General features: G+C 63.0%; 26 protein-coding genes. 19 read left to right on the top strand and 7 right to left on the bottom strand.

Features of this window, described 5'->3' with window-relative positions; translation table 11 throughout:
- Positions 1–8: 8 nt before the first annotated feature.
- Together scpA and D3227_RS24655 are read right to left on the bottom strand one after the other, a co-directional pair.
- On the bottom strand, positions 9–2,132 hold the full coding sequence (gene scpA / locus D3227_RS24650) for a methylmalonyl-CoA mutase (RefSeq protein WP_120016882.1): 2,124 nt from the start codon (positions 2,130–2,132) through the stop codon (positions 9–11).
- Positions 2,129–3,571 (bottom strand): methylmalonyl-CoA mutase subunit beta, encoded by a 1,443-nt coding sequence (locus tag D3227_RS24655; protein WP_120016883.1) that lies wholly within the window; start codon positions 3,569–3,571, stop codon positions 2,129–2,131. The genes scpA and D3227_RS24655 overlap by 4 nt, the downstream gene beginning before the upstream one ends.
- A 244-nt stretch (positions 3,572–3,815) precedes the next feature.
- Between D3227_RS24655 and D3227_RS24660 the strand changes: the two genes are divergently transcribed.
- A complete protein-coding gene (locus D3227_RS24660) occupies positions 3,816–5,363 on the top strand; it encodes a helicase HerA-like C-terminal domain-containing protein (protein WP_120016884.1) in 1,548 nt (515 codons plus the stop codon).
- Positions 5,364–5,411: 48 nt separating this feature from the next.
- Here the strand turns inward: D3227_RS24660 and D3227_RS24665 are convergent, their stop codons facing one another.
- Complete coding sequence (locus tag D3227_RS24665) at positions 5,412–6,311, bottom strand: SMP-30/gluconolactonase/LRE family protein (protein WP_120016885.1); 900 nt, start codon at positions 6,309–6,311, stop codon at positions 5,412–5,414.
- Positions 6,312–6,418: 107 nt separating this feature from the next.
- Between D3227_RS24665 and D3227_RS24670 the strand changes: the two genes are divergently transcribed.
- The 8 genes from D3227_RS24670 (at position 6,419) to D3227_RS24705 (ending at position 14,047) form a co-directional block, all read left to right on the top strand.
- A complete protein-coding gene (locus tag D3227_RS24670; protein ID WP_120016886.1) occupies positions 6,419–7,138 on the top strand; it encodes a FadR/GntR family transcriptional regulator in 720 nt (239 codons plus the stop codon).
- A gap of 1 nt (position 7,139) precedes the next feature.
- A complete protein-coding gene (locus D3227_RS24675) occupies positions 7,140–8,342 on the top strand; it encodes a mandelate racemase/muconate lactonizing enzyme family protein (RefSeq protein WP_120016887.1) in 1,203 nt (400 codons plus the stop codon).
- Positions 8,343–8,364: 22 nt separating this feature from the next.
- The gene (locus tag D3227_RS24680) at positions 8,365–9,342 is read left to right on the top strand and encodes a sugar ABC transporter substrate-binding protein (protein WP_120016888.1); all 978 of its coding nucleotides are present in this window, start codon (positions 8,365–8,367) and stop codon (positions 9,340–9,342) included.
- Positions 9,343–9,428: 86 nt separating this feature from the next.
- Entirely contained in the window at positions 9,429–10,406 is a 978-nt protein-coding gene (locus D3227_RS24685; RefSeq protein WP_120016967.1) for an ABC transporter permease, read from the top strand.
- A gap of 3 nt (positions 10,407–10,409) precedes the next feature.
- A complete protein-coding gene (locus D3227_RS24690; protein ID WP_120016889.1) occupies positions 10,410–11,141 on the top strand; it encodes an ATP-binding cassette domain-containing protein in 732 nt (243 codons plus the stop codon).
- Between the two features lie 12 nt (positions 11,142–11,153).
- Positions 11,154–11,909, top strand: coding sequence for an SDR family oxidoreductase (locus tag D3227_RS24695; protein WP_120016890.1), 756 nt, complete (start codon positions 11,154–11,156; stop codon positions 11,907–11,909).
- Between the two features lie 5 nt (positions 11,910–11,914).
- Positions 11,915–12,784, top strand: a complete 870-nt coding sequence (locus D3227_RS24700; RefSeq protein WP_120016968.1) for an aldose 1-epimerase — start codon at positions 11,915–11,917, stop codon at positions 12,782–12,784.
- Positions 12,785–13,039: 255 nt separating this feature from the next.
- A complete protein-coding gene (locus D3227_RS24705; RefSeq protein ID WP_245451858.1) occupies positions 13,040–14,047 on the top strand; it encodes an MBL fold metallo-hydrolase in 1,008 nt (335 codons plus the stop codon).
- Positions 14,048–14,124: 77 nt separating this feature from the next.
- On the opposite strand, the gene D3227_RS24710 is transcribed toward D3227_RS24705, so the two are convergent.
- Positions 14,125–15,138: a LysR family transcriptional regulator gene (locus D3227_RS24710; protein WP_245451859.1), complete on the bottom strand. Its 1,014-nt coding sequence runs from the start codon at positions 15,136–15,138 to the stop codon at positions 14,125–14,127.
- Between the two features lie 92 nt (positions 15,139–15,230).
- Between D3227_RS24710 and D3227_RS24715 the strand changes: the two genes are divergently transcribed.
- The 5 genes from D3227_RS24715 to D3227_RS24735 all read left to right on the top strand — a co-directional run bounded on the left by D3227_RS24715 (position 15,231) and on the right by D3227_RS24735 (position 19,598).
- Positions 15,231–15,977: an RraA family protein gene (locus D3227_RS24715; protein ID WP_120016892.1), complete on the top strand. Its 747-nt coding sequence runs from the start codon at positions 15,231–15,233 to the stop codon at positions 15,975–15,977.
- Positions 15,978–15,993: 16 nt separating this feature from the next.
- Positions 15,994–16,980 (top strand): D-2-hydroxyacid dehydrogenase family protein, encoded by a 987-nt coding sequence (locus D3227_RS24720; protein ID WP_245451860.1) that lies wholly within the window; start codon positions 15,994–15,996, stop codon positions 16,978–16,980.
- 1 nt (position 16,981) lies between these two features.
- Complete coding sequence (locus tag D3227_RS24725) at positions 16,982–17,770, top strand: SDR family oxidoreductase (protein WP_120016893.1); 789 nt, start codon at positions 16,982–16,984, stop codon at positions 17,768–17,770.
- A 36-nt stretch (positions 17,771–17,806) separates the two neighbouring features.
- Positions 17,807–19,123, top strand: coding sequence for an MFS transporter (locus tag D3227_RS24730; protein WP_120016894.1), 1,317 nt, complete (start codon positions 17,807–17,809; stop codon positions 19,121–19,123).
- Positions 19,124–19,211: 88 nt separating this feature from the next.
- Positions 19,212–19,598 carry a RidA family protein gene (locus tag D3227_RS24735; protein ID WP_120016895.1) on the top strand — a complete coding sequence of 129 codons (387 nt, stop codon included), beginning with the start codon at positions 19,212–19,214 and terminating at the stop codon, positions 19,596–19,598.
- A 157-nt stretch (positions 19,599–19,755) separates the two neighbouring features.
- Here the strand turns inward: D3227_RS24735 and D3227_RS24740 are convergent, their stop codons facing one another.
- Together D3227_RS24740 and D3227_RS24745 are read right to left on the bottom strand one after the other, a co-directional pair.
- Positions 19,756–20,559, bottom strand: a complete 804-nt coding sequence (locus D3227_RS24740; RefSeq protein ID WP_120016896.1) for a L,D-transpeptidase — start codon at positions 20,557–20,559, stop codon at positions 19,756–19,758.
- A gap of 199 nt (positions 20,560–20,758) precedes the next feature.
- The gene (locus D3227_RS24745) at positions 20,759–21,421 is read right to left on the bottom strand and encodes a haloacid dehalogenase type II (RefSeq protein WP_120016897.1); all 663 of its coding nucleotides are present in this window, start codon (positions 21,419–21,421) and stop codon (positions 20,759–20,761) included.
- Between the two features lie 151 nt (positions 21,422–21,572).
- Here D3227_RS24745 and D3227_RS24750 point away from each other — a divergent pair, with 151 nt between their 5' ends.
- The 4 genes from D3227_RS24750 (at position 21,573) to D3227_RS24765 (ending at position 24,787) form a co-directional block, all read left to right on the top strand.
- Positions 21,573–22,451, top strand: coding sequence for a branched-chain amino acid aminotransferase (locus D3227_RS24750; RefSeq protein ID WP_120016971.1), 879 nt, complete (start codon positions 21,573–21,575; stop codon positions 22,449–22,451).
- A gap of 185 nt (positions 22,452–22,636) precedes the next feature.
- On the top strand, positions 22,637–23,233 hold the full coding sequence (locus D3227_RS24755; RefSeq protein WP_120016898.1) for a superoxide dismutase: 597 nt from the start codon (positions 22,637–22,639) through the stop codon (positions 23,231–23,233).
- Between the two features lie 156 nt (positions 23,234–23,389).
- On the top strand, positions 23,390–23,827 hold the full coding sequence (locus D3227_RS24760) for a c-type cytochrome (protein ID WP_120016899.1): 438 nt from the start codon (positions 23,390–23,392) through the stop codon (positions 23,825–23,827).
- 9 nt (positions 23,828–23,836) lie between these two features.
- Entirely contained in the window at positions 23,837–24,787 is a 951-nt protein-coding gene (locus tag D3227_RS24765) for a c-type cytochrome (protein ID WP_120016900.1), read from the top strand.
- A gap of 53 nt (positions 24,788–24,840) precedes the next feature.
- Here the strand turns inward: D3227_RS24765 and D3227_RS24770 are convergent, their stop codons facing one another.
- A complete protein-coding gene (locus D3227_RS24770) occupies positions 24,841–25,836 on the bottom strand; it encodes an NAD(P)H-dependent flavin oxidoreductase (RefSeq protein WP_120016901.1) in 996 nt (331 codons plus the stop codon).
- 113 nt (positions 25,837–25,949) lie between these two features.
- Here D3227_RS24770 and D3227_RS24775 point away from each other — a divergent pair.
- Positions 25,950–26,707 (top strand): IS5 family transposase gene (locus D3227_RS24775; RefSeq protein ID WP_425374545.1). Its coding sequence is split into 2 segments (ribosomal slippage): positions 25,950–26,289 and positions 26,289–26,707, totalling 759 coding nucleotides; the frame shifts between segments, so codons are not numbered across the junction.
- Positions 26,708–26,720 lie beyond the last annotated feature (13 nt).

Here is a 26,720-nt window from a genome sequence, read left to right on the forward strand (position 1 = left end):
GCGATGTTTCACTCGACCGCCAGCAGCCGATCCATCAGCCGGTTCGCCGCTTCCGGGATGACTGTGCCCGGCGGGAAGATTTCCGCCGCACCCGCTTTGAGCACGGCGTCGTAGTCCTGTGTCGGGATGACACCGCCGGCGACGATCAGCATGTCGCCGCGGCCGAGCTTCTTCAACGCGCCCTTGAGTTCGGGAATGAGCGTCAGATGGCCGGCCGCCAGCGACGAGGCGCCGATGATATGCACGTCATGCTGAACCGCGAGTTTTGCGATCTCTTCAGGCGTCTGGAACATCGGCCCGACGGTGACGTCGAAGCCCAGATCGGCAAAAGCGGTGGCGATGACCTTCTGGCCGCGATCGTGGCCATCCTGGCCCATCTTGGCCACCAGGATACGCGGCTTGGCGCCGGATTTTTCCTCGAAGGTCGCGATCTTATCCTGCAGCCGGTCGACAGCCGCATTGTCGCCAAGTGCGTTGCGATAGACGCCGGAAATCGTCTGCACCGAGGCGACATGGCGCCCGAAGACCTTTTCCAGCGCCAGTGAAATTTCGCCGACCGTGGCATTGGCGCGCGCGGCGCGGATGGCGAATTCGAGCAGGTTTTCGCCGCTCTCCGCTGCGTGGGTGAGTGCATCCAGCGCGCTCTCGACCGCGCCGACATCGCGCGTCCCTTTCAGCCGCTGCAGCTTCGACAATTGCCGAGCCTTGACCTCGGCATTGTCGATCTTCAGCACATCGACCTCCATATCCTTCTCCGGGCGATGTGCGTTGACGCCGACCAGGGTCTGCTCGCCGGAATCTATGCGTGCCTGGGTGCGGGCGGCGGCCTCCTCGATGCGCAGTTTTGGGATGCCTTTCTCGATCGCGGCGGCCATGCCGCCGAGGCTCTCGACCTCCTCGATATGGGCGAGCGCGCGCGCCGCCAGATCATGCGTCAGCCGTTCGACAAAGGCCGAGCCGCCCCACGGGTCGACGACGCGCGTGGTGCCGGATTCCTTCTGCAGGATGAGCTGCGTGTTGCGGGCGATGCGTGCCGAGTGGTCGGTCGGCAGCGCCATCGCCTCGTCGAAGGAGTTGGTGTGCAGCGACTGCGTATGGCCTTGAGTCGCCGCCATCGCCTCGATCATGGTGCGGGTGATGTTGTTGTAGGGGTCCTGCGCCGTCAGCGACCAGCCCGAGGTCTGGCAATGGGTGCGCAGCGACAGCGAGCGCTCGTCCTTGGGCGAAAAGTTCTTCTTCATCAGGCTCGACCACAAAAGCCGCGCAGCCCTGAGCTTGGCGACCTCCATGAAGAAGTCCATGCCGACGGCCCAGAAGAAGGAAAGCCGCGGCGCGAAGCGGTCGATGTCGAGGCCGGCAGCGACGCCTGCGCGGGCATACTCGATGCCGTCGGCAATCGTGTAGGCGAGCTCGAGGTCGGCGGTCGCCCCCGCCTCCTGCATATGGTAGCCGGAGATCGAGATCGAATTGAACTTCGGCATATGCTGAGACGTGTAGGAAAAAATGTCCGAGACGATCCGCATCGAGGGCTTGGGCGGATAGATGTAGGTGTTGCGCACCATGAACTCTTTCAGAATGTCGTTCTGAATGGTTCCCGCGAGATCCTTCGGCGCAACGCCCTGTTCTTCCGCTGCAACGATGTAAAGAGCCATGATCGGCAGCACCGCGCCGTTCATGGTCATCGACACCGTCATTTCGTCGAGCGGAATGCCGTCGAACAGCTGGCGCATGTCGAGGATGGAATCGATGGCGACGCCCGCCATGCCGACATCGCCGGCAACGCGCGGATGGTCGCTGTCATAGCCGCGATGGGTGGCGAGGTCGAAAGCGACCGACAGGCCTTTCTGGCCGGCGGCAAGGTTGCGCCGGTAGAAGGCGTTTGATTCCTCGGCCGTCGAGAAGCCGGCGTATTGGCGGATCGTCCATGGCTGCTGGACATACATGGTCGGGTAGGGGCCGCGCACGAAGGGCGGCAGGCCCGGATAGGTGTCGAGATGCGGCAATCCCTTGAGATCGCCCTGATTGTAGAGATGCTTGACCGCAATGCCCTCCGGCGTCAGCCGCTGGCCCTTGACCTCGGCCGGCATGCGCCGTGGCGCCGACCAGCCGATCTGGCTGAAATCCGGGATCATGATCCGGCTCCGATCGACTGGTCGATGCGGACCGGAAACAGCGGTTCGCAAACCGCCACGCCTTCGGTCAAGGCGGGCCGCCGCTCGGCCGGCAGCGTCTCGACCGGCCGCTCGGCGCCGGACCGGAACAGTGTCGTGCCGACGATCGCACGCTCGCCTGCCCGGTATGCGGCATTGCGCTTCGCGGACGCGGTCTGGACGCGATTCTGGATGTATCCCTGCTGCAGGCTGTTAAGCACCCCGCCCTCCGCCTCGATCCGCTGGAATTCCTCCCAGGCGGCCGCGCACAAATCGGCGGTCAGCGCTTCGACGGCGCCCGAGCCACTGGCCGGGTCAGCGACATGGTCAATATGGCTTTCATTGGCCATGATCAGCTGCGTGTTGCGAGCGACACGACGGGCAAAGCCTGCCGGCAGTCCATGCGCGATCGTGTGCGGCAGGACGGAGATCGAATCAACGCCCCCGGCGGCCGCGGCGAAACCGGCGATCGCGTTGCGCAATATGTTCGTCTCCAGGTCGGCCGCGGTCATCATGCGGTAGGACGTCTCGGCATGGATGCTGGCCGTCGAGGCCGGAATCGAGCAGGCTTCCTGGATTCGGGCCCACAGCCTGCGCAAGGCGCGGACCTTGGCCATCGACAGGAATTGGTCCTGGTCGACGCTGAGCGCGAAGCCGATATGGGGGGCGGCATAGACCAGCGGCTGGCGCGCCTGCTCGAACATCCTGAGATAGGAGACCGCCGAAGCCAGCATGGTGCCGAGTTCCTGCGCCTCAGTGGCGCCGGCATTGTGGAAGACGCGCCCGTCCGCTTCGAGCAGCACGCCCGGCACGCCCATCGAGAAGAAATGCGCCAGCGATTGCGGCATCGAGGCCTGCAGCGCTTCGATCGACATGCGCAGCCGGCCGGTGCCGGCGAAGATCGCCGCCGGATCGATGCCGAAGGACAGATTGAGCTTTGCCGGGTCGGAGCGCCGCTTGCCAAGGAACGCCACCAGCCAGTCGGCCACGGCACGGCTCCAGGGATGGGCGTCGATGCGGATCTGCACGCGGTTGAGCGGCACGCCGTCCAAAACCGTTTCCAGTGCCTCGGCCGTCCTCGGCAGACCGTAGCCGAAGGCATTCGGCGCGCCTTCGAAGACCAGTGACAGTCCGCTCGCGCCTTGCGCGACGTCTTCCAGAGCCTGTGCCTTGGCGCGGCCGATATCTGGATCGTCGATGCGCTGGCTGACGATCCATGCCGATTTGGGGTTTGCCCGCACCAATGGTTCCGCCGTAATCGAACGCTCGTAGAGCGGCTCGATGCGGATGCCGTCATCGGTGTGGGAAACGAGCTTGTCCTCGAAGGATCCGCCGGCAAGCGCCTTTTGCGCAAGCGCCAGCCACCGCTCCCGGTCGGGATTCGGAAGTTCAGCATCCTGGATCAAGGCACCGGCGCCCATCCGCTCTCCTCGTTCTGTCGGCCGTATCAGCCGGGCCGCCAGTCTACGGTTCCCCGCCCGATATCACAATGCGGCATGCATCGGGCCACTGGGCGAACCACTAACCGATTGCCAAACATGCGTAAAATCCGCAAGCTCCAAAAGGTCGATTTCGACGATGACCATTGTCGCTGGTGAACGGCGTCACTATACCTCCGGCGAGGCCCTTTGCTTCTAACTGACCAGGTTTGCGGAGACCGGACATATGGCTGACGACAAGAGCATTTTCATCGGCGCCAGCCGCAAGTCCGACGACAGCTATCAGCGCGCCGAGCAGCTTCTGCTGCAATACGGCAATCGCCATGGCCTGATCACCGGCGCGACCGGCACCGGCAAGACGGTCAGCCTGCAGATCCTGGCGGAAGGCTTCTCCAACGCCGGCGTCCCGGTCTTCTGCGCCGACATCAAGGGCGACCTGTCCGGTATCGCCATGATGGGCACGGCGCAGGATTTCCTCGTCAAACGGGCCGAGCAGGTCAAGCTCGTCCCTTATGACTTCCAGGAGTTCCCGGTCATATTCTGGGACCTCTTCGGCGAGCAGGGCCATCCGATCCGTGCCACCATCTCGGAAATGGGGCCATTGCTGCTGTCACGGCTGATGAACCTTTCCGAGGCGCAGGAAGGCATCATGAACATCGCCTTCCGCATCGCCGACGAGGAGGGCCTGCTGCTGCTCGACCTCAAGGACCTGCAGGCGCTGCTTGCCAACATCGCCGAGCGAGCCGACGAGATCGGCTCCCGCTACGGCAATGTGACCAAGCCGTCGGTCGGTGCCATCCAGCGCACGCTTCTGGTGCTTGAGCAGCAGGGGGCGGCGAATTTCTTCGGCGAGCCGGCGCTGCACATCGCCGACATCATGCGCACCACGCGTGACGGGCGCGGCGCCATCAGCGTTCTGGCCGCCGACAAGCTGATGATGAATCCCAGGCTCTACGCCACGTTCCTGCTCTGGCTGATGTCGGAACTGTTCGAGGAACTGCCCGAAGTCGGCGATCCCGAAAGGCCGAAGCTGGTCTTCTTCTTCGACGAGGCGCATCTCCTGTTCGAGGACGCGCCGAAGGTGCTGGTCGACCGCGTCGAGCAGGTAGTCCGCCTAATCCGCTCGAAGGGTGTCGGCGTCTATTTCGTCACCCAGAATCCGCTCGATATCCCCGAAACCGTGCTCGCCCAGCTCGGCAACCGCGTCCAGCACGCGCTGCGCGCCTATACGCCGCGCGAGCAGAAAGCGGTCAGGACCGCCGCCGACACGTTCCGGCCCAATCCCGACTTCGACTGCGCCACGGCGATCACTCAGCTTGGTACCGGCGAGGCGCTGGTCTCGACGCTGGAGACCAAGGGCGTGCCGTCCATGGTGCAACGGACGCTGGTCCGCCCGCCATCGTCCAGGCTCGGTCCGATCACGCCCGACGAGCGCCGCCAGCTGATCGGCGAGAGCCCGGTCTCCGGCCAGTACGACCAGACCGTCGATCGCGTATCGGCCTTCGAGATGCTGCAGAAGAAGGCCAAGGAAGCGCAGGACGCGGAAGAACAGGCGCAGCAGGCCGATAATGGCCGCTCGCGCTGGACCATTCCCGGCTTCGGCAATGACGATCCCGCACCACAGCAGAGCGGCCGGCGCGCGCCGGCGCCAAGGCCGTCCAACCGCCAGACCGTGGCCGAAGCCGCGATCAAATCGGTGGTGCGATCGGTGGGTTCGTCGGTCGGACGGGCGATCGTGCGCGGGATTCTAGGGAGCCTCGCGAGGGGGCGATAAAGAGTATCGAAATGCTCCTATCGCCCCCGCGGCTGCATCGCGGACGGCTTAACCGAAGCGGTTGTTCAATTCGCCTCGTTCCCCCGGTCGTAGCGCAAAAAGCCCGCCCTCGTGCTGGTGTGCCTCAAGGTGCTCCGCGCTCATCGTGAAGCGCGCGGAGGTGACGAACAGCGTGTCGAGATCGGCGCCGCCGAAGGCGCAGCTCGTCGGCCAGGAGCAGGGCAGCTCGACGATCCGGTCCAGCCGGCCGTCGGGCGCGATGCGCGCAAGGCAGCTGCCGCCTACGACCCGGCAGTTCCAAATATAGCCTTCGGCGTCCATGCAGGAGCCGTCGGGCAGGCCTCGCTGGAAGCCGCAGAAAAGCAGCCGCCGGTCGTCGAGCCGCGAAGAGTCGCCGTTCCTCGCATAGCTGTAGATCGCGTTTTTCATCGTGTCTGCAGTCACGAAGCGCCCGTCCTGCGTCCAGACCATGGTGTTGGTGATGCCAAAACGGTCTTCGGACAAGCTCGTCACGTCGCCGTTGGGGCCAACTCGAAACAGCTGCCCGACATCCTGCGTGATGGCGATATGCGCGTCGTCCAGTCCAATATTGTTGGCCATTGTGCCGACCCAGAACGAACCGTCGGGCGCGACGACACCCTCATTCAGCCGTATGCCGGGCCTATCCGGCTCGATTGTCGTGATCGTTCGGAACGGCCCGCCGAAGTCCCACAAGGCAATCTCGTTCCTGAGGCCGACAATGGCACCGCCGTCGGCGCGCAGGCCGATCGACGTGACCAGATCGGGCGTCTCCCAGGATTCGTGAGCCAAAGTCAGCGGATGCAACCTGTGGATCCTGCGGCCGATAATGTCGATCCAGACCAGCCGGCTGCGGCGATCGTCCCAGATCAGGCTCTCGCCCACGACGTCGCGCGCATCGAAGACCAGGCCGGCGCTCATATCGTCCATGCGGAACCTCCAGGCTAGAGCATCCAAAAACTCGCTTGACATATATCTTTCGTCTGAATTATGAGCAATTGAATAGCAACCTGTCATATAGGTTTCAAGGGAGCGATATGCAGGATCCGACGGAGATAGCGGGTGAGCCGAGCCCCGGCCTCGTGAGTACGGCGATCCAGGCGATCACTCAGCACATCCGCTCGGAGGGGCTTGCACCGGGCGATCCGCTGCCCAGCGAAGCGGCCATGACGCGTCAGCTCAATGTCTCGCGAACCGTCGTGCGGGAGGCGTTCCGATCGCTTTCGGCAATGCGCCTGATCGACATGAGCGCCGGGCGCCGCGCCACTGTCGCCAAGCTCGACACCGGCGCCATGTCGATGGTGATCGAGCACGGCATCACCACACAGCAGATCAGTGTCCATCAGGTCTATGATGTCAGGCGCACGATCGAGATGCGCACCGTGGCGCTCGCCGCCTTGCGTCGCACCGATGCGGAAGCCGCCGCGATCGCACAGTCCGCCAGGCTGATGCGCGAGAATTTCAAGAACCCTGAGATCGTCATGGAGTACGACATCGCCTTTCACGAGGCGATCGCGGCTGCTTCGCACAACCCGGTCTTCTCGCTGATCGTCACCGCCTTCAGCGGGGTCACACGCCGCACTTGGGTCATCGGCTGGCGGACCCGCTCCTCCGACGAAGACCAGCTGAAGATGATCAAGGGGCACGAGGACATAGCCGAGGCGATCCTCATAGGCGATCCACGGCTGGCGGCCGAGCACATGGCGCTGCATTTCGACAAGAGCGTCAAGGCGCTGCTCGATGCGGGAATTGCCTGACATGAAGATCACCGCGATCGAGACCATTCGTATCGAGGAGCGGCCCAACCTTCTTTGGGTCGAGGTCCATACCGACGAGGGCATCACCGGGCTTGGCGAGACGTTCTACTTGTCGCGCACCGTCGAGGAATATCTGCACGAGTATGTCGCGCCGAGGGTGATCGGCCGCGATCCGCTTCAGATCGACCTCCTGGCCGCCGATCTGGTCGGCTATCTCGGCTTCCGCTCCAGCGGCGCCGAGGTGCGCGGCAATTCCGCCTTCGACATCGCGCTATGGGACATTTTCGGCAAGGCCACCGGCCAGCCCGTCGCCCAGTTGCTTGGCGGCTTCAGCCGTCGCTCCATCCGCACCTACAATACTTGCGCCGGCACCGAATACATCAAGGACGCCAAGGGCCAGACGACAGGCAATTACGGCATCGGCGCCGGACGCGACTATGACGATCTGAACGGCTTCCTCACCCGTGCCGGCGAATTGGCCGAGGAACTGCTCGATGACGGTATCACCGCCATGAAGATCTGGCCGTTCGACCACGCCGCCGAAAAGACGCGTGGCAACGACATCTCGACGGCAGACTTGAAGTCCGCGCTGCAGCCTTTTGAGAAGATTCGTCAGGCCGTAGGCGACAGGATCGACATCATGGTCGAGTTCCATTCGATGTGGCAGCTCCTGCCGGCCATGAAGATCGCCGGCGCGCTGAAACCCTTTGCCACCTATTGGCACGAGGACCCGATCCGAATGGACAGCCTCGGTGACCTGAAGCGCTACGAGGCAGTCAGCCCCGCGCCGATCTCGGCCTCCGAGACGCTGGGCAGCCGCTGGGCCTTCCGCGATCTTCTCGAAACCGGGGCTGCGGGCATCGTCATGCTAGACATTTCCTGGTGCGGCGGCCTTTCGGAAGCGCGCAAGATCGCCTCGATGGCTGAGGCGTGGCGGCTGCCGGTGGCGCCTCATGACTGTACCGGTCCGGTCGTGCTCGCTGCCTCGACGCATCTGTCGCTCAATGCGCCCAATGCGCTCGTCCAGGAAAGTGTGCGCGCCTTCTACCGCACCTGGTACCGCGACCTGGTCACGGCGCTGCCTGAAGTGAAGAACGGCATGATCACCGTGCCGCCAGGGCCGGGGCTGGGGCTGGCGCTCAACCCCGATCTTGGCAAGGCCTACACCGTCCAGCGCCGCGTCTCCGACAAGGCGGATATCTGAGAGATCCAAGGGAGGAACAAACATGAAAAAACTCACTGCAATGCTTCTGCTCGGCGTAGCCCTTTTCGGCGCGCAAACCACGGCCCGCGCCGATGGCCTCAACATCGTCTTCACGCACCACTCGTCGGCCTCGAACACCTTTTGGCAGGCCGTCAAGAAGGGCTTTGACGACGGCTGCGCCAAGGTCGAGGCCAGCTGCAACATGGTCTTCACCCAGACCGAGGGCTCGATCGAACAGCAGGTCGCCAACATGCGCGCCGCCCTTGCCGCCAAGCCCAACGCGCTGCTGACCTCGATCGTCGACGACCATGCCTTCGATGACGTCATCAAGGAGGCGCGCGATGCCGGTGTGCTGGTGATCGCCGTCAATGTCGACGATACCGAAGGCGCCAAGGGCAATGCACGGCAGGCCTTCGTCGGACAGGGCTTCAAGCCGGCGGGCTATTCGCTCGCCAAGGCCATTTCCGAAAGCTTCCCCAAGGATGGCCCGATCAAAGTGCTGGTCGGCATCTCGGCACCCGGCCAGAATTGGTCCGAGAGCCGCGGCGCCGGCGTGATGCAGTTCCTTGAGGAATACAAGGCCGCCCATGCTGACCGCGATGTATCGTGGGAGCGCATCGACAGCGGCACCGACCTCGCCATCACTTCCGACCGCGTCGGCGCCTATCTCAACGCCCATCCTGACACCACTGCCTATTTCGACACCGGATTCTGGTGCGCCGGCGTCGCGCGCGTACTGCAGGATCGCGGCGTCGCACCGGGCAAGGTCCTGCTCGGCGGCTTCGACCTGGTGCCCGAGGTGCTACAGCAGATGCAGAAAGGCTATGTGCAGGCGCTGGTCGACCAGCAGCCTTACATGCAAGGCTTCATGCCGGTGATGGAGGCCTATCTCAACAAGAAGATCGGCCTGGCACCTTCCGACATCGACACCGGCCAGGGCATCGTGCGGCCGAACCAGGCCGACGCGATCATGGCGCTCTCCGCCCAGGGGATGCGCTGAAAGCGTGGTCCGAATGAGCGGCTTCGCTTCGGCGGCGCCGCGCGTCGCCAATGCGGCAAGAGAAGTTCGAAGCCCTGGAGCGTGAATTGAAGCGCCTGTTCAAGACCTATCTCGAAAAACCGGAGCTCGCCGGCCTGATCCTGCTGGTGCTGCTGATCGTCCTGTTCCAGATCCGCTCGCATGGTGTGTTCCTCAACCAGGACAATCTGCGCGGCATCCTCGGCATCCTGCCGGAGGCGGGCCTCGTCGCGATCGGTGTCACCATCCTGATGATCAGCGGTGAGTTCGACCTCTCCGTCGGATCGGTATTCGCGCTGATGCCGATGACGATGGCGATCCTGATGGTGCACGGCGCGCCTTTCCCGCTTGCCTTGCTGGCCGGACTGCTGGTCTGCGCCGTGGTCGGCTTCGTCAATGGCTACATCACCATCCGCTTCGCCATACCGAGCTTCATCACAACGCTCGGCATGCTGTTCATGGCGCGCTCGCTCACCGTGGTCGTCTCGGGCGGCTTCCCGCCGCTGCTTCCCGCGGACCTGCCGACTTGGTTGTTCACCTCCTTCGTCGGGCCGGGCAACATGTTCCGTATGTCGTTCCTGTGGTTTGCCGGCATTGCCGTGCTGACCTCGCTGATGCTGTCGCGCACCAATTTCGGCAATTGGATCAAGGCCACCGGCGGATTCCTGCCGGCCGCCGCCTCGATGGGCATCCCGACAGCCAGGGTCAAGATCGTCTGCTTCATGCTGTGTTCGATGTTGTCCGGCTTCGCAGGTATGCTGCAGGTGCTGCGGCTGGGCTCGCCTTTGCCTTCGATTGGGGAGGGGATGGAACTGCAGGCAGTGGCGTCTGCCGTCATCGGGGGTGCGTCGCTCGCCGGCGGCATCGGCACCGTCATGGGCGGCATCATCGGCACGACGCTCATCCGCGTCATCGACAACGGCCTTGTCCTCAGCCATGTCGACGCCAACTGGTTCAAGTTCGCCATAGGCTTCCTGACCATTTTCGCCGTCGTCGCCAATGCTTGGATGCGCAAGCGCGCCAAGGCCATCAAGATGGAGGGCTGAGCGATGGCCGACGCGATCATCTCCGTCCGCAACCTCCACAAATGGTATTCCGGCGTCCATGCACTGAAGGGGGTGACGCTCGACTTCAGGCGCGGCGAGGCGCTGGGCCTGGTCGGCGACAACGGCGCCGGCAAATCCACCTTGATCAACATCCTCTCCGGCGTCCACCGCGCCGACCAGGGCGAAATCCAGGTCGAGGGAAGGCCGGTCAGCATCGCGACGCCGCGCGACGCTATGGATCTCGGCATCGAGACGATCTACCAGTACAATTCCATGGTGCCGACCATGTCGATCGCCAGGAACTTGTTCATCGGCCGCGAGCCGACGCGGTTTTCCGTCCTCGGCGTCGGCATCCTCGACCAGAAGAAGATGGCCAGCGAAAGTGTTCGAGCCATCGCCAATGTCGACCTGCATTTGCGTTCGCCCGACGCGCTCGTCGGCGAGCTCTCCGGCGGCCAGCGGCAGGGCGTCGCCATCGCGCGGGCCATGCATTTCAAATCCAAGGTGATGATCCTCGATGAGCCGACCAACCACCTTTCGGTCAAGGAGACCAGGAAGGTGATCGGCTTCGTGCGCGGGCTGAAGGAACAGGGCGTCACCGGCGTCTTCATCAGCCACAACATGCACCATGTCTTCGAATGCTGTGACCGCGTGGTGGCGATGGCGCGCGGCGAGATCGTGCTGGACAAGCGCATCGAGGACACCTCAATCGATGAAGTCCACGGCGTTCTGTAAAAGGTGGCGGCGATGAAGGTTCTTAGCGATCGCGTCGTGCTCTTGACCGGCGGCCTTGGTTCGCTCGGCCGGGCCCAGGCGGTGACGCTGGCGCAGGCCGGCGCACGCGTGCTGGTGCTCGACCGCCCCGACATCGCGGACGGGCCGGAGACCGTCGCCGTACTCGCCCGGCAGGCCAAGGGCTACATCTCCTTCGTCGGCTGCGATCTCAACCGGCTTGCCGAGGCCGAGGCGGCTGTGGCGGCGCTGGCGGCGAGGGAAGGCGGGATCGATATCTTGATCAACAATGCTGCCCTTATCATCAACCGGCCGTTCGAGGAGTTCTCGCTGGCCGAATATGAGGATCAGGTTCGCGTCAATTCCTCGGCCGCCTTTGCCCTGACGCGCGCCTGCGCGCCGGGGATGAAGGCGAAGGCCTATGGCAAGATCGTCAATTTCTGCTCGATCACGCTCAATGGCCGCTGGGACGGCTATGTGCCGTATGTCGCGTCGAAAGGCGCGATGCTGGGGTTGACCAAATCACTGGCACGCGAACTCGGCCCGCATGGCGTCAGGGTCAACGCCGTGTCGCCGGGCGCGATCGTTTCGGAGGCGGAGGCACGCGTCTTCGGTGACCGGCTCGAACAGTACAATGACTGGATTCTCGAGAACCAGGGCCTCAAGAAACGCATCGAGCCGTATCACGCTGCCGATCTCGTGCTGTTTCTCGTTTCGCCGGCCTCCGACATGATCAGCGGCCAGAACATCGCCATCGACGGCGGCTGGTGAAGGCGTTGACGGGTCTCGTTGAGCTGCGCGACGGACGCGGCCGTCTCGTCCTGGCGCCGGAGAAGGGCGCGGCCATCGCCCGCTTCGAGGCGCTGGTCGACGGCGCGCCGGTGCCGTTGCTGCGGCCTGGCGATGGGACTGGCACCTCCGGCTGCCAGGTGATGGTTCCCTGGTCGAACCGAATTTCAGGCGGCGGCTTCGAGTTCAACGGCCGCTTTCATGCCGTCGAGCCGAATGTGCCGGGGGAGGCCTTTCCGATCCATGGCGACGGCTTCCAGAGGGAGTGGCGGCTTGCCGGCTGCACCGCCACCGAGGCGGAATTGCTGCTCGACGATGGCGCGATCGGGCCTTATCGCTACACGGCACGTATCGCGTATGCGCTGAATGACGGAGCTCTGGATGCAACGCTCACGGTGGAGAACCGGGCGGGGATGCGTCTGCCCTACGGCCTCGGCTTTCACCCGTGGTTCCGCCGCCGCGCCGGAACCATGCTTGAGGCGAGGGCTACGCGGGTCTGGCTGGAGGACGAACGTCATCTACCAACCGGCGTGGCGCCCGTGGCCAACCACCCGGGGTGGGATTTCTCTAGGGCCTCCGTGCTGCCGCGAAGCTGGGTGAACAACGCCTTCGACGGCTGGGACCACCATGCCGCGATCATCCAGCCCGAGGACAGGATGACTATCTCGCTTCTGGCCTCACCGTCACTGGACGTCTTTATCCTCTATTCCCCGTCGCCGGATTCGGGATTCTTCTGCTTCGAGCCCGTATCACATGCCGTCAATGCGCATCACGGCGAAGGCCTGACGCCGCTTGAACATGGCGCCACGATGAGCGCCAGCATCCGGCTGGATTGGACTTCCATCAGTTCACATTGATGCGAGCCGTCGTCGACCGGCAAACAGGCTGGACAGCCGAACATCGGCAGCCGTTATTCAACCGAGTTATGATGCTGCCCCTAAACTCTGAATTGGACGGGGTTGGCCATTTCGGCAACGGTACGCCCGCAACAGCCCCTGCCGAGGCGTGCAGAGCTTCGGCGAGGGAGCAGCGAGGCGGAAGTCCAGCAGCAGCGCCCCGACAAACCAAACAGAGGTCCGAAAATGGTCGCTCCCCGGATACCGCTTGATCGCTTGTTCGACGACACCGAAGGCTCTGTCCAGCCCCAGCTGACCAGCCGCGATGCCATCAATCCTACCCGTCGCGCCTTCTTGGCCGCCGGCTGTTTTTGCCTGGCCTGCAGTTTTGCGACGCCTCTGCTCGCAGATGCGCCCATGGTGAAAAGCCAGGCACCGGGGTTTTATCGCCTGGCGGTCGGCGATTTTGAAGTAACGGCGCTATCCGACGGCAGCAATATGCTCCCTGCTACGAAGTTGCTGCAGGGCGACCCGGCTCGGATCGAGGAAGCCCTGAAACGCAACTACCTCGGCGACCTCGTCGAGACCTCGCACAATTCCTTTCTCGTCAATACCGGAGCCAGGCTGGTCTTGATCGACGCCGGTGCAGGCTCGCTATTGGGGCCAACGATGGGCCATCTACTAAGCAATCTGCGCGCCTCGGGCTATCGGCCGGAACAGATCGACGAGCTCTACCTTACACATCTGCACACCGATCACGTTGGCGGTCTCATGGCCGAGGGCCAGAGAGCTTTTCCCAACGCAATCGTGCGTGTCGAAAAGCGGGACACCGATTACTGGCTAAGCGAGGACAACATGCGCGCTGCTCCGGCTGAGGCGAAGCGCTTCTTTCAGGCGGCGATAGCATCGATCACGCCATACATGCGAGCCGGCAAGCTCGCCGTTTTCGAAGGCAACACCGATCTCGTGTCCGGTGTGCGCGCGCAAACAGCCTATGGCCACACGCCCGGACACACCATGTACGTGGTCGAGAGCAGGGGCGAGAAAGTAGTGCTGTGGGGCGATGTCGTGCATGTCGCCGCAGTGCAGTTCAAAGACCCTTCCGTCACAATCCAGTACGACGGGGACGCATCCGCGGCCGAACGCGTGCACGAGCTCGCATTCGCGGATGCGGCCGAAAACGGCTACATGGTGGGCGGTGCGCACATATCGTTTCCTGGGCTGGGCCACGTGCGGCGCGACGCCGAAAATACCTACACATATGTGCCTCTAAATTACGGGTAAGGCGGTCTTATCACCTCAAAGCGGAGGCGAGTTCGCGCAAAAGACCTCCTGGAGGTCCATCTCGCTCACAAGACAGCCTATGCCTGCCTGGCGGAGGCCGTTTCGACAATCGGCGGGCCGTCGAACGGCGATCCGCAAACTTCGCCCACCAGCGACCGGAACCATTGGTGGGCCGGGTGAGACTGCAATCGTTCGTGCCAGATCAGCTTGTAGAGCAGTTTCTCGGTCTCGAAGGGCAGATCGCGCACCATCAACTCATGCTGTTCGGCAACGGCACGCCACGGTCCGTTTAAGAAGCCAAGCGGCACGCAGGTCAGAAGGTCGCTGCGTGAGACGATCCTCAGCGCGTCGGCAAAGTGATTGACGACGACGGCGATCGTCCTTGTCCGTCCCGTCAGGCCGAGCCAGCCATCCACCAATCCCAGTTCCAGACCGGATGGGGTTACCAGAACATGCGTCGCGGCGGTGAACTGATCGAGAGTCAGACCGCTGGCAAACTTGTGCCCGCTGCGCATGGCGCAGACATAGCGATCCGTCCGCAGGCTTTGCACATGCACGTCTCTTGGCAGCGAGGCAAACATGCCGACGGCGCAGTCGAGCGTGCCGCGGTCGATCCCTTCCAGGGAGCTTTCATGGGTATGAACCGCAAAGGAAACGCGGGCGCGTGGGGACGCCGCCTGCAACTTCAGCGTGATCGCGCTGACACCTTCCATCGCAAGACTGTCGGTGACGGCAATTCGAAAACTGGTCGCATCCGATGCGGGATCGAAGTCGTCAGGGGCGAAAGAGGCGCGGATCGCCGTAAGCGAGCGATGCAGTTCGGGCCACATCGCGACCATGCGTGCCGTCGGCTGGACCCCCGTCGCTGTCTTCAGGAAGAGTTGATCCTTCGTCAGCTTGCGGGCTCGACGCAACGCATTGCTGACCGCCGGCTGGCTCATTGCCAGGCTCGCGGCCGCACGCGTCACGTTCCGTTCCAGCATGATGGCCTCGAGAACGGCAATCAGGTTCAAATCGAGGCGCACGTTATTCACCCAGGAAATGACGCTAGTGTCTAATTCTAAATTGGACGCACTGCCCGCGGCAAGCAATCCTGTTTCGAACGAGCCACCGAACACATGCGAGTGAATGCGCGCGCCTCGCAGCCGGTGATAGAAGCTCCGTCCAAGATAGAGGATACGCCATGAATGATCTCGCTTTCGCGGACGTGCTGCCGAAACTTACCGGCAAGATCAGCGCCGACCGCATCCGGTTGATGCGGACGCCGCGTCCGCCGAAGGAGCTGATCGACGGCTTCAAGCGGATCGGCGACGCCACCAGCGTTATTTCCGATATTATGGATGAGCTCGGCATCACCGGCGCGATTGGCGCGTCGCTTCTGAAGCCGACCCTGCCGTCGACATCGATTGTCGGTCCAGCGCTGACGGTACGCAACATCCTGCAACGCGAGCATGTCTACGAGACAGCGCGAAACCACATCAACCGGATGGCGGAGTTCGAAGCCCACAATTTGGCCCTGCCGGGCGACGTGGTGGTCATCGACGGCGTCGCCGGCGTTTCGAACATGGGCGGAATTTCGGCCCAGACCGGAAAAAGACAGGGCGAGGCTGGCGCAATCGTCTCCGGAGGCATTCGCGACCTCGGACATTCGCGACGGGTCGGCTACCCGCTTTGGGCCACCGAGATCACGCCGGTCACCGGCAAATGGCGGATCGAAACCGTGGAGATCAATGGCGATATCCAGATTGCCGGCATCCGGGTTGCTCCCGGCGATATTGTCGTCGCGGACGAAACCGGTGTCTGCTTCATCCCGATCGCCCGGGCAGCCGAGGTCCTCGCGAAGGCGCTGAAAAAGTCGGCTTTTGAATGGGCGAAGTGCGAAGCAATCGACGCCGGCACCGCCGTCGCGGACCTGCCGGGCAATGCATAAGGCGATGGATCATCCAGTGAAAAAGCTCCGCATCGCCATCATCAACGACTACCAGGACGTGGTGCGGACACTGGACTGCTTTTCCAGGCTGGAAGGCCATGAAATTACCATCTGGACCGATATCGTTGACGACATCGACCTGCTGGCAAATCGTCTGTCCGAGGCAGATGTCCTTGTGCTGATGCGTGAGCGCACCAGGATCGATGAAGATCTGCTCAGCCGCTTGCCCAACTTGAAGCTCATCAGCCAGAACGGCCACATCCCTCATATCGATCTGGCGGCTTGCGACCGACATGGCGTCGTCGTTTCGTCCGCCCTCACGTCGCGTCCGTCCTATTCGACGGTGGAATTCACCTGGGGGCTGATCCTTGCAGCGATGCGCAACATTCCGTTCGAGAGCGCCTCGCTGCGGCAGGGCCATTGGCAGACGACCATCGGGCTGGGCCTCAGAGGCCGTGTCCTGGGCATATATGGTTTCGGCCGGCTGGGCTCGATGGTCGCGCGCATCGGCAAGTCCTTCGGCATGGATGTGCTGGTCTGGGGCCGCGAGGGCTCGCTGGCTCGCGCCAGGTCCGAGGGGTTTGACACCGCTGCGGACAAGGACTCACTGTTCAGGCGGTCGGATGTCCTCAGTTTGCATCTGCGGCTGAATGCCGAGACCACCGGTGTGATTGGTCCTGATGACCTGACCTTGATGAAGCCAACCGCGCTGCTTGTGAACACCAGCCGCGCCGAGTTGATTGAGCCGGGGGCTCTGGTGGCGGCGCTAAAGAATGGCCGCCCCGGCAAGGCGGCCGTCGACGTGTTCGAACGCGAGCCGCTCACCAATCCGGACGACGCCTTGCTCAGGCTCCCCAACGCACTATGCACGCCGCATCTCGGTTACGTCGAGCGCGACAATTACGAGTTCGCCTACGGCAACGCGTTCGACCAGATCGTGGCGTTTGCTGAGGGAAGCCCGATCAACGTGCACAACGCCTACGGCGCAAAACAGGATCACTGAAATGAACCTCGAACTCGACGGCAAAGTCGTCCTGATAACTGGCGGCAGCAAGGGAATAGGACTGGCTTGCGCGCGCGCCTTTGGCAGGGAAGGGGCCCGTGTGGCGATTGTCTCGCGCAGTCAGCAGAATCTGGACAACGCGAAAGCAACCCTGGCCGCCGAAAATTTATCGGTAGCGACCTTCGCCGCCGACCTGTCGGATGAGCTTGCGGCAAAGGAAATGGTCGCCTCACTCGAGGATCAGGTGGGGCCGATCGCGTCCCTTGTCAATTCAGCCGGCGGCGCCAGGAGAGTTCCTCCGGACGAGCTGACGCCAGACAAATGGCGTATCGCGATGGACGCGAAATTCTTCACCTACATGAACGTCACGGACTACGTCCTGCCCCTGATGGTGGCACGGCGCGCCGGCACGATCGTCAACATCGTTGGCACCGGCGGCAAGATCGCATCGCCCATGCATTTGCCGGGCGGCGCTGCCAACGCGGCGCTGATGCTCGCCTCGGCGGGACTGGCGGCTGCCTGGGGGCACGCAGGCGTCAGGGTCAACGTCATCAATCCCGCCGCCACGATGACCGAGCGTCTGCAGCTGTCGCTTGAGGTCGAATCCAAAATGACGGGCAAGACGCCGGAGGAGCTGCTGCGGCTGAACGAGAAGCGCATTCCGCTGCGGCGCTACGCAAAGCCGGAAGAAGTGGCCGACGCCGCGCTTTTTCTCGCCAGCGCAAGATCCTCCTACGTGACCGGGGCGTCGCTGACCATGGACGGAGGTCTTACTCCATTGGTCGTTTGACGCGGCCTTACAGCAAGGAAACTACGGGAGGAAGAAATGTTTGCTTGGTACAGGGAGTTGACGGAGCGGGAGCGGAACACCTTCTGGGGCTGCTTCGCCGGCTGGGCGGTCGATGCGATGGACGCGCAGCTCTTCAGCTTCGTGCTGCCAATTCTCATTGCGGCCTGGGGGATGACGACGGCGCAGGCCGGCTATCTGGCCACGGCAACGCTGCTCTCCGCGGCGATTGGAGGATGGGCCTGCGGATATCTCGCCGACCGTTTCGGCCGTGCCCGCATCATGCAGTTCACGATCCTGTGGTTCTGCGCCTTCACCTTCCTTGCCGGTTTTGCGCACGACTTCCAGCAGCTGATGGTCCTGCGCATCATGCAAGGGCTGGGCTTTGGCGGTGAGTGGGCCGCCGGCGCGGTTCTCATGGGCGAAATCATTCGCGCCGAACATCGCGGCAAGGCGGTGGGCACCGTCCAGAGCGGATTCGGCGTTGGATGGAGCGCTGCCGCCATCCTGGCCGGGCTGGTTCTGGCGCATCTGCCCCAAGAATATGGATGGCGCGTTCTGTTGATGATCGGAGTTCTCCCCGGCCTTCTGGTTCTCTATTTGCGCCGCAAGCTCGAGGAGCCGGAGATTTTCGTCAAAACGCGCGCACATGTCGAGAAGACCGGGACCCGTCCTGGATTGGGCGCGATATTCCAGCCCGAAACCTTGCGGATAACGATCCTGTCCTCATTGCTTGCCTTCGGCGTGATTGGTGTCGGCGGTGCGATCGTCAACTGGCTGCCCACCTTCATGAAGACCGTGCGCGAACTGTCGCCGAGCACTTCCGGGTACTACGTCTTCGTGGTGACCGGCGGCTCGTTCTTCGGGTTTCTGGCGAGTGCATACCTGGCCGATCATCTGGGACGGCGCCGCACGTTCCAGCTGTTTTTGCTGTGTTCCTGGCTGATCACCATCGCCTACATGTTTTTGCCGCTCTCCGGCTGGCCGCTGATTGTCCTCGGCGCGCCGTTCGGCTTCTTCACGATCGGAAACTATGCGACGCTGGGACCGTTCTTCACCGAGCTGTTCCCCTCTGCCATTCGCGCGAGCGGCCAGAGTTTCGCCTATAATTTCGGCAAGGCGGCAGGCGCGGCAGCCGTATCCACTATTGGAATACTGGCGCAGTACATCACCCTGGCGGAGGCGATCGGCCTGGTTGCCCTATTGGGCTACAGCATTGCCTTTGTCGCGACCCTTATGCTGCCCGAGACGCGTGGAATTCAACTCACTCCCGGTTATGAGCCTCTTGCGCCGCGTCCTGACAGCGGCGTCTCTTCGTCGCCCGCCGAGGCCGCCGTTGTGCGCGCGAGACGATAGCCGGCCGGTTCCGGTTTTGCACTTGCAGCAAGCTGAAGCACCCCACGAATTGTCCCACGGATCAGATCTTGCGGAGGATCATCAGACCATGCGCAAAAGCATTTCAGTGAAAGGACTGAGCCACAGGCATCCGGTTCCCAATGCCTGTCGAATCGGCAATATGGTGTTCTCAGGCGCGGTTCACGGGGTGAGCCCGATCACGCTCGAACTGCCATCCGGCATGGCCGATCAGTCAGCCAATGTGTTTGCCAATATGCTTGCCATCATCGAGGCCGCCGGCGGCAGCGCGGAGGACATTATCAAGGTGGAAATCTACCTCCGCGACAGCAGCGACAGGAATGCCGTGAACGAGGAATGGCTGCGGATGTTTCCCGATCCGCAGTCGCGTCCGGCCCGGCACGTTCGGCCATTGCCGCCGGACAGCCCATCTCTGGTGCAATCCGAATTCATAGCCGTCATCGGGAATGTCGCTTGATCTCAGCGCATGCTGGTGTACGTCTGACAGGGTAGTCCGTCAGCCACACTCGAAGATGTGCGCTGCGCACCGATCCACGTTCGATGCTCACGCGAGGCCCAAAGGCGGCAACATTTGCCGCCTTTACCTTACGCAGCTCAGAACATCGCCAAGTTGGTCAATCCACCGGCCCGAGCAGGATCGATCCGTCAGGCACGCCGGCGTCGATCGGAATCGCCCTGCGGTTCGCCGTCGCCACCATCGGCTGACCGATATTGGCGGTAACGATCACCGGCGTCTTGGAAGGCACGCGGTCGTAGAGATCGATGATGTCCTGGTTGATCAGGCGAACGCAGCCCGATGATACCGACTTGCCGATCGAGTTCCATTCCGGCGAGCCGTGCAGGCGGTAAAGCGTGTCGACATTGCCCTGGAACAGATAAAGCGCGCGTGCGCCAAGCGGGTTCTTGAGCCCGCCGGGCATGCCGCCATTGTCGGCGCTGTATTCCTTCAGTTCCGGCTGGCGGGCGACCATTTCGTCCGGCGGCGTCCATTTCGGCCATTTCTGCTTCCACTGGACGACGGCGTCTCCCGCCCATTCGAAGCCGGCGCGGCCAAGGCCGACGCCGTAGCGGATCGCCTGGCCGCCCTCACGCACGAGATAGAGGTGGTGGCCAGTCGTATCGACGATGATGGTGCCCGGCTTCTGGCCGGTCGGGTCGGGAACGATCTGGCGCAGGAACTGTGGGTCGATCTTCTGGTACGGTATGGCGGGAACCTCGAAGCCTCCATCGCTGATCGGACCGTACATCATCGCATAATCGGACAGGGGCGGCTCGACATAGGCCGGCGGTGGCGGCTCGACCGGCTGCTGCCCGACCGTGCCACAGGCGGAAACCGCGACCGAGGCTGCGCCGAGCGCGGCGGCATTAAGAAAGCCGCGGCGGCTCAGGCGAAGGGAGGACGAATCGGGTGTGAACATGGTTGCCTTTTCTAGGTCTTAGTTTGCAGGAAAGCGTGAATGTAGCGAGCGTGCGGTCCACCTGACGGTTGGCGGCGATAGGCGGTTCCGATTCTGGCCTGACGGTGGACAAACAAAGGCAAAGCTGTGACTGCCGTGCATCTGTTGCCCAACAGCAACAGGCCGCGCGACACGCCTCAAACCATGGGCGGGCGCGGTCTCAGCCACCGGTCAGCAGGCCTTCGAGCGAGGGCAGGATCAGTCCCGGTGGGAAATCCTTGTATTCGTCAGGCTGGTTGGCGCGGTTGATCCACACCGTGCGGAAACCGAATTTGGTGGCGCCGGCGACGTCCCAGCGGTTGGAGGATTGGAACGACACGGCTGCCGGGTAGAGACGCCAGCCCGTGCTCACCATGTCGTAGACCGACGGGTCGGTCTTGAAGCGCCTGACTTGATCGACGGAAAAGACGTCGTCCAGCACCTGGTCGAGCGCGGCGGATTTGACCGCCGCCTCCAGCATCTCCGGCGAGCCGTTGGAGAGGATGGCGAGCTTTGCGCCCGACGCCTTGAGCGCCTTGAGCACGGCCGGCACCTCGGGATAGCAGTCGAGGCGCCAATAGGCGTCGAGCAGCTTGGTCCGCAGCCCCTTGTCCGCCGAGGGCACCTTGCGAAATGCGAAATCGAGCGCCTGCTCGGTCAGCTGCCAGAAATCGGCATAGGCGCCCATCAGTGTCCTGACCCAGGAATATTCGAGCTGCTTGGCGCGCCAGATTTCGGACAGCAGCTGGCCGTCCGGCCCGATCTGGTCGGCATGGCGGCGCACGGCGGCATGCACGTCGAACAACGTGCCGTAGGCGTCGAAAACATAGGCTGCGTGATGCATGGCGACAGTTTTGAGGCGAGCAGGCAAAAGGCGCAAGCATTGATTGCATGCCGCTCATGCTGGCCTGAACGATTCTCGGCGATGCCGGTTGACGGCAGCCGCCAAAGCATCTTCCTATGCTGCCCCGGAATATCATCCAGGGAAGCAAGCGATGACACTGGCAGCTGCGGCGCAATCCGCGACATGGACCTTCGTCGACGGCGACTGGCATGAAGGCAATGTCGCCATTCTCGGACCGCGCAGCCACGCCATGTGGCTTGGCACCAGCGTCTTCGACGGCGCCCGCTGGTTCGAAGGCGTCGCCCCCGACCTCGAGCTTCATGCAGCGCGGGTGAATGCGTCGGCGATCGCGCTTGGCCTGAAACCCACCATGACCACCGACAAGATCGTCGGGCTGACCTGGGACGGGTTGAAGAAGTTCGACGGCAAGACGGCGGTCTACATCCGGCCGATGTACTGGGCCGAGCATGGCGGCTATATGGGCGTGCCGGCCGATCCGGCGTCGACCCGCTTCTGCCTCTGCCTCTACGAATCGCCAATGATCTCGCCGGCGGGCTTTTCGGTCTCCGTGTCGCCATTCCGGCGGCCGACCATCGAGACCATGCCGACCAATGCCAAGGCCGGCTGCCTTTATCCCAACAATGGCCGCGCCATCCTCGAAGCCAAGATGCGCGGCTTCGACAATGCGCTGGTGCTGGACATGCTGGGCAATGTCGCCGAGACCGGTACCTCGAACATTTTCTTGGTCAAGGACGGCCATGTGCTGACGCCGGCCGCGAATGGCACGTTCCTGTCCGGCATCACCCGTTCGCGCACCATAAACCTGCTCGGCGACTACGGTTTCAAGACCACGGAAAAGACGCTGTCGGTGCGCGACTTCCTCGAGGCGGACGAGATCTTCTCGACCGGCAACCATTCCAAGGTCGTGCCGATCACCCGCATCGAGGAGCGCAACTTGCAGCCGGGGCCGGTGGCCAAGAAGGCGCGTGAGCTCTATTGGGACTGGGCGCATTCGACGTCCGCCGCTTGAGTCGCCAGGCGACTTGCGGCGCCACGTTTGTTTTGACGCAGGGTCCGTTCGCAAAACCGTGTGACAGTTTTCCGGAACCTCTCTAGAAAGGGAACCGGCGCTTCATTCCGGAGTTGTCCCTAATCATTCCAGACCTATGTTAGTCCGGTATCGACACCGGATTTTTCCATGAGGGAGTACCATCCATGGCTTTCGAATTGCCCGCTCTGCCGTACGACTACGAGGCGCTCCAGCCTTACATGTCGAAGGAGACGCTGGAATACCACCACGACAAGCACCACAAGGCCTATGTCGACAACGGCAACAAGCTGGCCGCCGAGGCCGGGATGGGCGACCTGTCGGTCGAGGACGTGGTGAAGCAGTCCTTCGGCAAGAACGCCGGGCTCTTCAACAACGCCGCTCAGCACTATAACCACATCCATTTCTGGAAGTGGATGAAGAAGGGCGGCGGCGGTTCCAAGCTTCCGGGCGCGCTGCAGAAGGCCTTCGACAGCGATCTTGGCGGCTACGACAAGTTCAAGGCGGACTTCATCGCCGCCGGCACCACCCAGTTCGGCTCGGGCTGGGCCTGGGTTTCGGTCAAGGACGGCAAGCTGGCGATCTCGAAGACGCCGAACGGCGAGAACCCGCTGGTCCATGGCGCCACGCCGATCATCGGCGTCGACGTCTGGGAGCACTCCTATTACATCGACTACCGCAATGCCCGGCCGAAATATCTCGAGGCCTTCGTAGACAGTCTCATCAACTGGGACCATGTCCTCGAACTCTACGTAAAGGCCTGATCGCAGTTTTTGAAAAGCCCCGGACGTCCGGGGCTTTTCTTTTTCCGCGTTTGAAACAGCGTCCGACAAAATAGCCACCCACGGAAGGGGGAATATTCAGGTCATCCACGCCGTTATCGTTCTGTCTCGAACTATCTTCACCATGGAGCCAATTGAATGAGAAAGCTTGTCATCGCCATCTCTATGCTCGCCTTTGCCGGTTCGGCGGCGTTTGCCGACCCGATACTGGATCGCCAGGCTCTGATGAAGGAACGTGGAAAGATCGCCGGCGGATTATCGAAAGTGGTCAAAGGCGAGGAGGCATTCGACGCTGCCGCCGTTCTCACTGCGTTGCAGTCGCTAGAGGCGAATGCCGAGAAACTTGACATCGATGCCCACTTTCCAGCCGGCAGCGACAAGGGCGATACCACGGCCTCACCGAAGATCTGGGAAGACACGGCCGGCTTCAAGGCGGGCAACGACAAGTATGTCGCCGACGTCAAGGCGGCGGTCGCGGCCGCACCCGCCGATGTCGATGCCCTCAAGGCGCAGTTCAACACGATCGGCGGGGATTGCGGCACCTGCCACCAGGGCTACAGGATCAAGAAGGGCTGACGGCGGGCAATGCCCGTGCTGAAAAAGCTCATTGGCGCCGCCCTCGTTCTTGGCGGCGTCGGCGCTGTTGCCGTGTGGTTCCTGTCGGCGCCGGCCAGGCTCGACGCTGAAACCCTGGCGCAGCTCGGCCCCGGCGATGCCGCCAGGGGCAAACGCATCTTCTATGCCGGAGGCTGCACCTCCTGTCATGCCAAGCCCCGCTCGCAAGGCGAGGCGCGTCTGCAACTGGCCGGTGGTCTCCAGCTCAAGACACCGTTCGGCATTTTTGTGCCACCGAACATTTCGCAGGATGCCAAGGACGGCATCGGCGCCTGGTCCGAGGAAGACCTGGCCAACGCCATGCTGAAAGGCGTGTCGCCGGGCGGCGAGCACTTCTATCCGGCGTTTCCCTACGCGTCTTACGCCCGCATGAAACCATCTGATATTGCCGACCTCTACGCCTTCCTGAAGACGCTTCCGGCGGTGGCCGGCAAGGCGCCGGGCCATACGCTCGGCTTTCCCTTCAACATCCGCCGCGGCATAGGCCTGTGGAAGCTGCTCTATCTCAGCCCGCAGCCGGTGATCGCGTTGCCTGAAGGCACGCCGGATCCGGTGATGGCGGGCCGCTATCTGGTCGAGGGACCCGGCCATTGCGGCGAATGCCACACGCCGCGCGATCTTGCGGGGGGAACGAAGAAGGCCGTGTGGCTGGCGGGCGCGACCGCCGCCGAGGGCAGCGGCATCGTCCCCAACATCACCTCGGGCGAGGGCGGCATCGGCGACTGGTCCGAGGCCGACATCGCCAACTATCTCGAAACCGGCTTCACGCCGGATTTCGATTCTGTGGGCGGTGCGATGGTCGATGTGCAAAGGAACATGGCCCAACTGATGCCCGAGGACCGCGCGGCCATCGCCGCCTATCTCAAGGCGGCCCCGTCGCATCCCAACGGCTATCCCGCACGCAAGAAGCCAGAGAACTAGGGTCCGGACCCATAAGTTCGCGATTGAGATCGGCGGTACTTCCTACACAGGCCTTAGAAAGATGGATCGTTCCCAAGCCGTGCGAGGATTGCCCGCGCCTCGTCGCTGATTTCGCGGACAATCTCGGCGGCCGGCTGGACGCGGCGGACGAGGCTGACGCCTTGGCCCGACCATAGGGCAAGGGCGTCGATATCGCCCTCGTCACCCGATCCCGGCGTATGAGATTGGTATGCAACCACGTCGCCATATGGCGACTTTGCAACGACCGCGCCTTCGTGGGGACGCCTACCCGCCGGCGGGCGTCCGGCTGCCTCCCAAGCTTCAATCGTTTTGTTGCGGAGGCTACGGTGCGGAGCGTCGGGCCAGCCGACATCGAAAACAGTCCCGTATTCTGTGTCCGTCTCCTTGGCTGTGAGGATGCGGTCGCGATAGCGCGGGTGGATTGGAGCTTCGATGCTCGCGAGAAAGCGGGTACCGATCCAAGCGCCCGCGGCACCAAGTGCCATCGCCGCGGCTAGACCGCGTCCATCCGCAATGCCACCGGCAGCAAGAACGGGGACTGGCGCGACCTGGTCAACAACCGCCGGAACCAACGCCATCGTGGCAACTGTACCGTAAACGTGGCCACCCGCCTCCCAGCCCTGCGCGACGATTGCGTCGGCACCATCTGCGGCTGATATCCGAGCCTGTTCGGCGCCTCCTGCCGTATGCAGGACCTTTGCCCCGCCACGATGCGCCGCAGCCGTCAGCGAACCTGCCTGGCCCCAGAAAAATGAGACTACCGGCACGCCTTCTTCCAAGCAGATCGCGAGGCGCTCCTCCTGCGGATAAGTCAACACGAGATTGACGCCGAACGGCCGTTTGGTCAGGGCCTTGGTGGCCCGAATTTCTGCGCGTACCGCTTCAGGCGGATTCCAGCCGAGGGCGAGCATCCCGAGACCGCCTGCATTGCTCACCGCGGCGGCGAATTGCGGAGAAGTAGCTCCACCCAAGGCCGCCTGGACAATCGGAATTTCTATGCCGACGAGAGTGGTGAAGGCGTTGGGCATTGCGCTCCCCCTGAGTCCTTCATCCGGGCGCGGCCTTTTGCCCGATTTAGGGACAGTGGTCCAAAGGAGGCACGGAATCAACGGGGATTTCGCCGCAAAGGGAGACTACAAGGATGAAACGCGATTACTTCTGGCTGACCGAGGAGCAGTTCGGGCGACTCGCGGCGCTGTTGCCAACTGACACACGCGGCAAGCGGCGGGTTAATGATCGCCGGGTAATCAGCGGCATCGTGCATGTCCTGAAATCAGGCGGTCGTTGGGTCGACGCACCGGATGCCTACGGCCCGCGCAAGACGCTCTACAACCGCTTCGTCCGATGGGCAGCCAAGGGCATCTGGGTCGACATCTTCCATGCCCTGGTCTCGGCTGGCGGAACACCGGCGGAGGTGCTCATCGGCTCCTCGGCGGTGAAGGCGCATCGCTGCGCCTCAGGCGGCAAAGGGGGGAACAAAATCAGGCGATCGGCCGATCGCGTGGTGGGCGAACCACGAAAATCCACGCCCTGACCGATGGCCTATGCCGCCCGATCGCTTTCCTTTTGACCGGTGACCAGGTCGCCGATTGCACCGCCGGGGATTTGCTTCTGGAGCAGATGCCCAAGAGCCCGATCGTGCATGCCGACAAGGGCTATGACAGCAACGCAATCCGCAACAAGGTCGAGGGTAAAGGGGCAATGCCGAACATCCCACTCAAGGCCAACCGGCGCTGGAGAATTTGCTTCTCGCCGTTCCTTTACCGCGATCGCAACGCCATCGAGCGCATGTTCGGACGCCTCAAGGATTTCCGCCGAGTCGCCACACGATACGATCGATCGGCGACGAACTTCCTTGCCGCCGTCTGCCTCGTGGCCATCGTCAGCTACTGGTTATGAGTCCGGACCCTGG

The sequence above is a fragment of the Mesorhizobium waimense genome (genome assembly GCF_003601975.1).
In the GTDB taxonomy this organism is placed as follows: Bacteria; Pseudomonadota; Alphaproteobacteria; order Rhizobiales; family Rhizobiaceae; genus Mesorhizobium; species Mesorhizobium waimense.

What these genes read in the sequence shown, in the direction of transcription:
- scpA (WP_120016882.1), bottom strand. Translation starts at nt 2,132, where the DNA reads ATGATCCCGGATTTCAGCCAGATCGGCTGGTCGGCGCCACGGCGCATG.
- D3227_RS24655 (WP_120016883.1), bottom strand. Translation starts at nt 3,571, where the DNA reads ATGGGCGCCGGTGCCTTGATCCAGGATGCTGAACTTCCGAATCCCGAC.
- D3227_RS24660 (WP_120016884.1), top strand. Translation starts at nt 3,816, where the DNA reads ATGGCTGACGACAAGAGCATTTTCATCGGCGCCAGCCGCAAGTCCGAC.
- D3227_RS24665 (WP_120016885.1), bottom strand. Translation starts at nt 6,311, where the DNA reads ATGGACGATATGAGCGCCGGCCTGGTCTTCGATGCGCGCGACGTCGTG.
- D3227_RS24670 (WP_120016886.1), top strand. Translation starts at nt 6,419, where the DNA reads ATGCAGGATCCGACGGAGATAGCGGGTGAGCCGAGCCCCGGCCTCGTG.
- D3227_RS24675 (WP_120016887.1), top strand. Translation starts at nt 7,140, where the DNA reads ATGAAGATCACCGCGATCGAGACCATTCGTATCGAGGAGCGGCCCAAC.
- D3227_RS24680 (WP_120016888.1), top strand. Translation starts at nt 8,365, where the DNA reads ATGAAAAAACTCACTGCAATGCTTCTGCTCGGCGTAGCCCTTTTCGGC.
- D3227_RS24690 (WP_120016889.1), top strand. Translation starts at nt 10,410, where the DNA reads ATGGCCGACGCGATCATCTCCGTCCGCAACCTCCACAAATGGTATTCC.
- D3227_RS24695 (WP_120016890.1), top strand. Translation starts at nt 11,154, where the DNA reads ATGAAGGTTCTTAGCGATCGCGTCGTGCTCTTGACCGGCGGCCTTGGT.
- D3227_RS24715 (WP_120016892.1), top strand. Translation starts at nt 15,231, where the DNA reads ATGAATGATCTCGCTTTCGCGGACGTGCTGCCGAAACTTACCGGCAAG.
- D3227_RS24725 (WP_120016893.1), top strand. Translation starts at nt 16,982, where the DNA reads ATGAACCTCGAACTCGACGGCAAAGTCGTCCTGATAACTGGCGGCAGC.
- D3227_RS24730 (WP_120016894.1), top strand. Translation starts at nt 17,807, where the DNA reads ATGTTTGCTTGGTACAGGGAGTTGACGGAGCGGGAGCGGAACACCTTC.
- D3227_RS24735 (WP_120016895.1), top strand. Translation starts at nt 19,212, where the DNA reads ATGCGCAAAAGCATTTCAGTGAAAGGACTGAGCCACAGGCATCCGGTT.
- D3227_RS24740 (WP_120016896.1), bottom strand. Translation starts at nt 20,559, where the DNA reads ATGTTCACACCCGATTCGTCCTCCCTTCGCCTGAGCCGCCGCGGCTTT.
- D3227_RS24745 (WP_120016897.1), bottom strand. Translation starts at nt 21,421, where the DNA reads ATGCATCACGCAGCCTATGTTTTCGACGCCTACGGCACGTTGTTCGAC.
- D3227_RS24750 (WP_120016971.1), top strand. Translation starts at nt 21,573, where the DNA reads ATGACACTGGCAGCTGCGGCGCAATCCGCGACATGGACCTTCGTCGAC.
- D3227_RS24755 (WP_120016898.1), top strand. Translation starts at nt 22,637, where the DNA reads ATGGCTTTCGAATTGCCCGCTCTGCCGTACGACTACGAGGCGCTCCAG.
- D3227_RS24760 (WP_120016899.1), top strand. Translation starts at nt 23,390, where the DNA reads ATGAGAAAGCTTGTCATCGCCATCTCTATGCTCGCCTTTGCCGGTTCG.
- D3227_RS24765 (WP_120016900.1), top strand. Translation starts at nt 23,837, where the DNA reads ATGCCCGTGCTGAAAAAGCTCATTGGCGCCGCCCTCGTTCTTGGCGGC.
- D3227_RS24770 (WP_120016901.1), bottom strand. Translation starts at nt 25,836, where the DNA reads ATGCCCAACGCCTTCACCACTCTCGTCGGCATAGAAATTCCGATTGTC.